Raw genomic sequence first — 7561 nt, 5'->3', positions numbered from 1 at the left:
TTGCATGTATTAGGCACGCCGCCAGCGTTCGTCCTGAGCCAGGATCAAACTCTCCATAAAAGAATTTGATAAAGCTCAAATTTGCTGGCATCAAAATTGATGTCAAAATGTTTCTCAAATTAATGAGAAATTATATTCATTAACGTTTTGTTGTTCAGTTTTCAAGGTTCATGCAATCACTTATTCAAGCGACTTTTATATACTAACAAACTTTATATTAGTTGTCAACTCTTTATTTTACTTGTGACAACTTTTTAATAATAACACAATCTCATAGATGCGTCAACTACAATTCAAATCAACTTTGATTGTATGTATTTTTGCGACATCAGTTACTATATCACCTATTTAAAAATAACACAAGAGATTTTTTAAAATGAATATACTTTTTCAACCCACATTCTATGAGCCTATAATCCAAAGTCAATTTATAAACGAAAACAGAAGCTGACTTTTTAATAAAAATCAGCTTCCGTTTGTTCATACTTGGTTTAATTATTTATTCAATTAGTCACGGTGACGCATAGTTGGGAATAATAAGATATCACGAATTGATTGCGCATTCGTTAAAAGCATAACTAAGCGGTCAATACCAATACCTAATCCACCTGTTGGAGGCATACCATACTCTAATGCTTCAATGAAGTCATTATCCATATCGTGTGCTTCGTCATTACCTGCTGCTTTTTCAGCAAGTTGCGCTTCAAAACGTTCTCTTTGATCAATTGGGTCGTTTAATTCAGTAAACGCATTTGCATGTTCACGACGTACGATAAATAACTCAAAACGATCTGTAAAACGTTCATCATCCGGATTTTTCTTAGCAAGTGGAGAGATTTCAACTGGGTGACCATATACAAATGTTGGTTGAACTAATGTTTCTTCAATCTTTTGTTCAAAGAATTCATTAATAATGTGACCAACTTCATGAGCTTCTTTAATTTCAACTCCATGTTCTTTCGCTAAACTTCTTGCTTGTTCTACTGTCATAGGTTGCCAGAAGTCAACTCCTGTAGCTTCTTTCACAGCATCTACCATGTGAACGCGTTTCCAACCTGGAGCAAGATTAATTTGATCTTCACCATATTGAATTGTTGTTGTTCCTAATACTTCTTGTGCAACATGTGAAATAAGGTTTTCTGTTAATGCCATAATGTCACGGTAATCCGCGTAAGCCTCATATAATTCAATCATCGTAAATTCAGGGTTATGACGAGTGGAAATCCCTTCGTTACGGAATACACGGCCGATTTCATATACTTTTTCGAGTCCACCAACGATTAAACGTTTCAAATGCAATTCAATCGCAATACGCATGTATAGTTCCATATCTAATGCATTGTGGTGTGTAATAAATGGACGCGCTGCAGCACCACCAGCAATAGTATGTAACATCGGTGTTTCAACTTCTAAGTAACCATTGCTATCTAAATAGTTACGAATTGAACGGATAATTTTTGAACGCGTAATAAACGTTTCTTTGCTATCCGCATTTGTCATTAAGTCTAAGTAACGTTGTCGATAACGTTGTTCAACATCTTGTAAACCATGGAATTTCTCTGGCATTGGACGAAGAGATTTTGTTAGGAAGGTAAATACTTCTGCTTTAACTGAAAGCTCACCTACATTTGTAACAAAAAGGTTTCCACGAATTCCGACGATATCACCTAAATCGGCTTGGTTAAATAATTCGTAAGCATCATCACCAACATGGTCTTTACGTACATAAATTTGAATTTGGCCACCTAAGTCTTGAATGTGAGCAAATCCAGCTTTACCTTTTCCACGTTTTGTCATGATACGTCCAGCAATGACTACCTCTTGAGGTGTTTCTTCTAATTGTTCCTTAGTTAGCTCTCCAAATTGTTCACGTATTTGCGAGGATAAATGTGTACGTTCAAAGCGGCTACCAAATGGATCTAAACCACGTTCACGAATATTAGTCATCTTTTGGCGTCTCACCAAAAGTTGGTCGTTTAATTCTTCAATGTTTGACACGATGTTCACTCCTTAAATTTTCCGAGTATGTAGCTCTATTTTTGTCCATAATGTACCTATTGTACACAATTTTCATCATCTATTCATCTGTTTCGTTTGAATTTCAATTCTTTTGTAATAGTTTTATAATTCTGATAGTCACAAACCTGATTCAATTATGCCTAGTTCGCATTAAAATTATGCTACTATTTCTATATTGAAAGAGAAGAGAGGGGAATTAAATTATGTATCGTAAAGTAGAAGATTTTATAAACGATTGGGAACATAATAGCACTGGAACTATCTCCATTTTCGAAGCGATTACAGAGGAAAAAAAGCAACAGGCAATAGTAGAAGACCATAATACACTTGAGTGGTTAAGCTGGCATTTAACAACAGCTCCTGTATTCTTCCTTGGTCAAATTGGACTTTCACTAAATTTAAATCCAACAAACACACCAGCTACTATTGACGAGATTATATCAACTTATAAAACTATGAAAGAAAATGTTAGTAAAGATGTAGGTGAGAAAATTTCAGATGAAGAGCTAGTCAACACGATTGATATGCTAGGTCAGGCAACAGCGGTTGGTGCAGTATTACGAATGATGATTGACCACCAAACACATCACCGCGCACAAATGCAAGTATTACTACGGCAAGCAGGATTACCTGTCCCGGGAGTAATGGGGCCAACAAAAGAGGTTTCAAGATAATAAAAGTAAAAAGGCATCCACTCAAATGAAGGATGCCTTTTGTGTTTTTAAATAGCTTCTACTTGCTCTTCCAGTTGGTCAGCCACACTATTGATAAGTGCACGTAATTCGCTTGCAGTTTCCATTTGATTGATTGCATTGCGTACAATACCGTTCCCACGAATACCTTTCAAATACCATGAAGCATGTTTACGCATTTCACGAACTGCTACACTTTCTCCTTTTAATTGCATTAAACGTTCAAAGTGAAGAAGGCAGACATCCATTTTTTCACGTACGGATGGTTCAGGTTTTAGTACGCCTGTTTCTAAATATTGTACAGTGCGATAAATCATCCACGGGTTTCCTAGTGCTGCGCGTCCAATCATTACTGCGTCAACGCCAACTTCATCTATCATACGCTTAGCATCTTGTGGTGTTTCAACATCACCGTTTCCGATGAACGGAATATGGATGTGTTTCTTTACTTCTTTTAGAACATCCCAATTTGCTTTACCCTCATACATTTGAACACGCGTACGTCCATGCATCGCAATGGCAGAAGCGCCGGCACGTTCAGCTGCTTGAGCATTTTCAATAGCAAAAATATGCTCTTCATCCCAACCAATACGCATTTTTACACTAACAGGTTTATCCACTGCATCAACTACCGCAGAAACCATTTCGTAAATTTTATTGGGGTCTAAAAGCCACTTTGCTCCAGCTTCACATTTAATAATTTTATTTACTGGGCAACCCATGTTGATGTCGATAATATCTGCATTTGTATTTTTATCTACATATTTAGCAGCCTCTACTAACGTTTCTTTATCTCCACCGAATATTTGTAATGAAAGTGGGTTCTCCCGCTCATCAATATAAAGCATATCTAATGTTTTTTGGTTGCGCATGACTAAGCCCTTATCGCTTATCATTTCAGCATATACTAAACCTGCTCCAAACTCTTTAACAGTAAGACGGAATGCAGAGTTACATACACCTGCCATTGGTGCTAAGACGACACGGTTATCCATGACGATATCACCTATTTGAAACGGTTTTTCCGTTGTATTCATATGTTCTCCTCCTTCAAAAGGGTTTCTATATCGATTCCTCTTAAGGTCTAAATTGTATAAATTCTTCTACACTTTTAGTATTATTCCACTTTTTAATGCCCTCTTGATCAATATCCATTTGACATAACGAATTTTGAGCTTGAAGTAAATAGCCTTCTAAAGGTGGAATTGCAATTTCTAAAAGTGGGACTAAAACAAATGCTCTTTCAAACATTCGTGCATGGGGAACGATTAAATTCTCCGCTTCAATATTGTCTTGATTAAAGAGCAAAATGTCAAGGTCAATAATTCTGGGACCCCATCTAATTTCCCGTACTCGCCCCAATTCATTCTCTACAGATTGGCATATATCTAGCATGTCAAAAGCAGATTTGTCACTCTCAACATAGAGTACAATATTTAAAAATGAAGGTTGATCCACATATCCTACTGGTGCCGTTTCATAAATAGATGACACATTTTTTACACATACATCATCCATTTCATGAAGCATTCGTACTGCAAGCTTTAAATTATGCTCCCTGTCGCCAATATTGGTGCCAAGGGAAAGGTAAATTTTATTCATAAAACCGCCCTCTTACTATTTCTACGGCCACTTCTTTATAATGTCCTGCAATTGGCGGGTCTGGTTTTATTACTTCAACACGGCACCCAAAAACTTGTCCGTTGTAGTCTGATAAAATACGTGTAGCAATTGTTTCCGCTACCGCTTCAATTAGTTTATAGGGCTGTCCTTCAATAATTTCTTTACATATGTTATAAACACCAACATAACTTACAGTATCCTGAAGGTCATCTGTTTTTCCAGCCTTTTGAATATCTACGGCTAACGACACAGATGCTCGGAATCTTTGTCCTAGTACTGTCTCTTCTTTTAAAACACCATGATAGCCAAAAAACTGCATGTCTCTTAAATGTATATAGTCCATTGTGTTCTCCTTTTAATGTCTTGAAGGTAGCTCTTCATTTACTTTAAACTTACCCATTAGTGCGTCAATCATTTTCACTGTTCGGGCTACTTCTTTCACATCATGAACACGCACAATATGGCATCCTTTCATGACACCAAATGCACATGTCGCAGCAGTTCCTTCTACCCGCTCATCCAATGGTAAGTTCAATATCGTTCCAATCATACGTTTACGAGAAGTGGCGAGTAATACTGGATAACCTATTTCAACAAGCTCGTCTAAACGCTGCATCGTTTCAATACTTTGTTGTAGGTTTTTTACAAAGCCAATCCCTGGATCTAAAATAATATGATAATCTGGTACTCCCGCATTTTTTACTAAATTAACGCTTTCTTGTATATCTAGCATATAGTCTTCAAAATAATTTATATAGTCTTCATCTTTTCGATTGTGCATTAAGGTAATTGGTACATTTAGTTCTGAAGCTACCTTTGCAATTTCAGGGTCTGCCTTTGCTCCCCAAATATCGTTAATCATATGCGCACCAGCTTCAACTGCTGCACGAGCAACGGCTGATTTGTAAGTATCAATTGAAATGATGACAGGTACTTCTTTTAAAATCGCTTGTATAACAGGTACAACACGAGCAATTTCCTCATCATCGGATATACGTGTATAACCTGGTCGAGTAGATTCCCCGCCAATATCGATTATTTTCGCCCCATTTGCAACCATTTCTTTTGCATGCGCAACGGCCGCATCAATGGAATTAAATTTCCCGCCATCTGAAAATGAATCGGGCGTTACGTTTAGAATCCCCATTATAATCGTTTCTTTTCTATAATCTAGTTCAATATTATTAATGACTAGTGGTGTAGAGTACTTCGTTAACATCCCTTATCCTCTTTTCATTATTTGAATTATTTCATCTATATATGATTGATGTAGCCTTTGATAAATAGGTCCATCTTCTCCTAAAAATCTTGTTCTACCAACTTTTGATATCGGTACAAGTTCCTCGATAGAATTTGTAACGAAACATTCGTAGGCATTTATCAGTTCGTGTTGGAAAAAGATATCTTCTACCACCCGGATACCTAACCGCTTCGCTGCATGAATTACCCATTGTCTTGTAATGCCCGGAACAATACCCGTTGAAAGAGAAGGTGTAAAAAGTATATCATCTCTTACCCAGAAGATATTAGAAGTAATTCCTTCTGCGATATGCCCTTTTGTGTTAAGGAAAAAACCTTCCGTTGTTTCAAGGTTTTGAACTTCAAAACTCGCTAATATATTGTTACCAAAATGATGGGATTTAAAGCGAATTGGTTGTTCTGGTGAATTTCGAGTTGTCTTTAGCCAAATTGCATTCTTTTCTGTACCACGAGTTCGTTGCCTAAGAGATCTTCGAAAAATTATCACATTAGGTTTTTTATATTCAGGTGACAACATCTCATTTGCCCTACCTGCCGAAACATTTAGACGAAAAATACAATCCTCTCGTGAAGCAGCTGTCCATAATTCTTCAATGACATTCTGAATATCTTTTATTGTATAGGGCATAGGTATTCGGTAAATATTTAATGCATTGCATAAGCGGTGAAAATGTTCTTCCAGTAATAGCACTTGGCCATTGTATGTACGAAAATGTTCATAGAAACCGATTCCATGTAAATATCCATGATCAAAGGGCGAGATAAATAACTCCTTTTCATCTAAATACTTTCCATTGAACCAACAAAGCATTAGTTAACCCCTTTCTATTAGTATACTTTATAAAATAGAATATCAATTTTAATTGAATAACGCATCAAACGATACAAAGTGGCTTGAGTAAAAAAACAGATAATAAAAAAGACATCACCTATAAAGGCAATGTCGATGAATAAAATTTCGGATTAGTCTTCGAAGTTGTATAAAGCAGTAGATAAGTAGCGTTCACCATTTGAAGGAACGATTGCTAATACATTAGAACCTTTTCCAAGACGTTTTGCAGTTTCGATTGCTGCATGGATTGCTGCACCAGAAGAAATACCAACTAAAATTCCTTCTTCGCTACCTACTTTACGAGCAACTTCAAAAGCAGTTTCGTTTTCTACTGTGAATACTGAGTTGTAGATTTCTGTGTTTAATACACCTGGTACGAACCCTGCACCAATACCTTGTATTTTATGTGAACCTGGGTTACCACCAGATAATACTGGAGAATCTTTTGGCTCTACAGCGATGATTTCAATTTCAGGGTATTTTTGACGTAAAACTTCACCAGCACCTGTAATTGTACCACCAGTTCCGATACCCGCTACAAATGCATCTAATTGAACACCTTCAAATGCTTCAACGATTTCAGGACCAGTTGTTAAACGGTGAATTTCAGCGTTTGCTTGGTTTTCAAATTGTTGTGGTAAGAAGTAACCATTTTCTTCTGCTAAACTTTTAGCTTTTGCAATAGCACCTTTCATTCCTTCTGGACCAGGTGTTAGAACTAATTCCGCACCATAAGCACGAAGTAACTTGCGGCGTTCAATACTCATCGTTTCAGGCATAACTAGAATTGCACGGTAGCCTTTCGCAGCAGCAACCATTGCTAAACCAATACCTGTGTTACCTGAAGTTGGTTCAATAATAGTTCCACCTGGTTTTAATGTACCGTCTTTTTCTGCAGCTTCGATCATTGCAAGAGCAATACGGTCTTTTACAGAGCTACCTGGGTTGAAGAATTCTAATTTTACCCAAACTGTTCCTTCATTTTCAGAAGTTACGTGGTTAAGTTTCACGATAGGAGTGCGTCCAACTAATTCAGTAACTGAGTTTGCTAATTTACTCATTTTTATCATCCTCTCTTAAATACCTACTAAATTTATAGGTTTTACCTATTTAGTATATTACCAACATTTGTGTC

8 protein-coding genes and 1 rRNA gene are annotated in these 7561 nt (G+C 36.8%); 1 reads left to right on the top strand and 8 read right to left on the bottom strand.

Going from position 1 to position 7561, the window contains the following annotated elements; genetic code table 11:
- Together CRO00_RS19290 and lysS are read right to left on the bottom strand one after the other, a co-directional pair.
- Positions 1 to 60: ribosomal RNA gene (locus tag CRO00_RS19290) — 16S ribosomal RNA — on the bottom strand; the annotation flags it as partial.
- A gap of 447 nt (positions 61 to 507) precedes the next feature.
- Positions 508 to 2007 (bottom strand): lysine--tRNA ligase, encoded by a 1500-nt coding sequence (gene lysS / locus CRO00_RS19285; protein ID WP_202615713.1) that lies wholly within the window; start codon positions 2005 to 2007, stop codon positions 508 to 510.
- Between the two features lie 215 nt (positions 2008 to 2222).
- On the opposite strand from lysS, the gene CRO00_RS19280 reads away from it, so the two are divergent.
- Positions 2223 to 2693, top strand: a complete 471-nt coding sequence (locus CRO00_RS19280; protein WP_097075306.1) for a DinB family protein — start codon at positions 2223 to 2225, stop codon at positions 2691 to 2693.
- A gap of 47 nt (positions 2694 to 2740) precedes the next feature.
- Here the strand turns inward: CRO00_RS19280 and dusB are convergent, their stop codons facing one another.
- The 6 genes from dusB to cysK form a co-directional block, all read right to left on the bottom strand.
- Positions 2741 to 3748 carry a tRNA dihydrouridine synthase DusB gene (dusB, locus tag CRO00_RS19275; RefSeq protein ID WP_097075305.1) on the bottom strand — a complete coding sequence of 336 codons (1008 nt, stop codon included), beginning with the start codon at positions 3746 to 3748 and terminating at the stop codon, positions 2741 to 2743.
- A gap of 40 nt (positions 3749 to 3788) precedes the next feature.
- Entirely contained in the window at positions 3789 to 4313 is a 525-nt protein-coding gene (gene folK / locus CRO00_RS19270; RefSeq protein WP_097075304.1) for a 2-amino-4-hydroxy-6-hydroxymethyldihydropteridine diphosphokinase, read from the bottom strand.
- The gene (gene folB, locus CRO00_RS19265) at positions 4306 to 4677 is read right to left on the bottom strand and encodes a dihydroneopterin aldolase (RefSeq protein ID WP_097075303.1); all 372 of its coding nucleotides are present in this window, start codon (positions 4675 to 4677) and stop codon (positions 4306 to 4308) included. Before folB ends, folK begins: the two co-directional genes overlap by 8 nt.
- Before the next feature lie 12 nt (positions 4678 to 4689).
- On the bottom strand, positions 4690 to 5553 hold the full coding sequence (gene folP, locus CRO00_RS19260; protein ID WP_097075302.1) for a dihydropteroate synthase: 864 nt from the start codon (positions 5551 to 5553) through the stop codon (positions 4690 to 4692).
- A 3-nt stretch (positions 5554 to 5556) separates the two neighbouring features.
- The gene (locus CRO00_RS19255) at positions 5557 to 6405 is read right to left on the bottom strand and encodes an aminotransferase class IV (RefSeq protein ID WP_097075301.1); all 849 of its coding nucleotides are present in this window, start codon (positions 6403 to 6405) and stop codon (positions 5557 to 5559) included.
- A gap of 152 nt (positions 6406 to 6557) precedes the next feature.
- On the bottom strand, positions 6558 to 7487 hold the full coding sequence (gene cysK / locus CRO00_RS19250) for a cysteine synthase A (protein ID WP_097075300.1): 930 nt from the start codon (positions 7485 to 7487) through the stop codon (positions 6558 to 6560).
- Positions 7488 to 7561: the final 74 nt, after the last annotated feature.

The sequence above is a fragment of the Ureibacillus xyleni genome (assembly GCF_900217795.1).
In the GTDB taxonomy this organism is placed as follows: Bacteria; Bacillota; Bacilli; order Bacillales_A; family Planococcaceae; genus Ureibacillus; species Ureibacillus xyleni.
The sequence above is the reverse complement of the archived record's forward strand: the minus strand, read 5'-3'. Positions and strand labels throughout refer to the sequence as shown.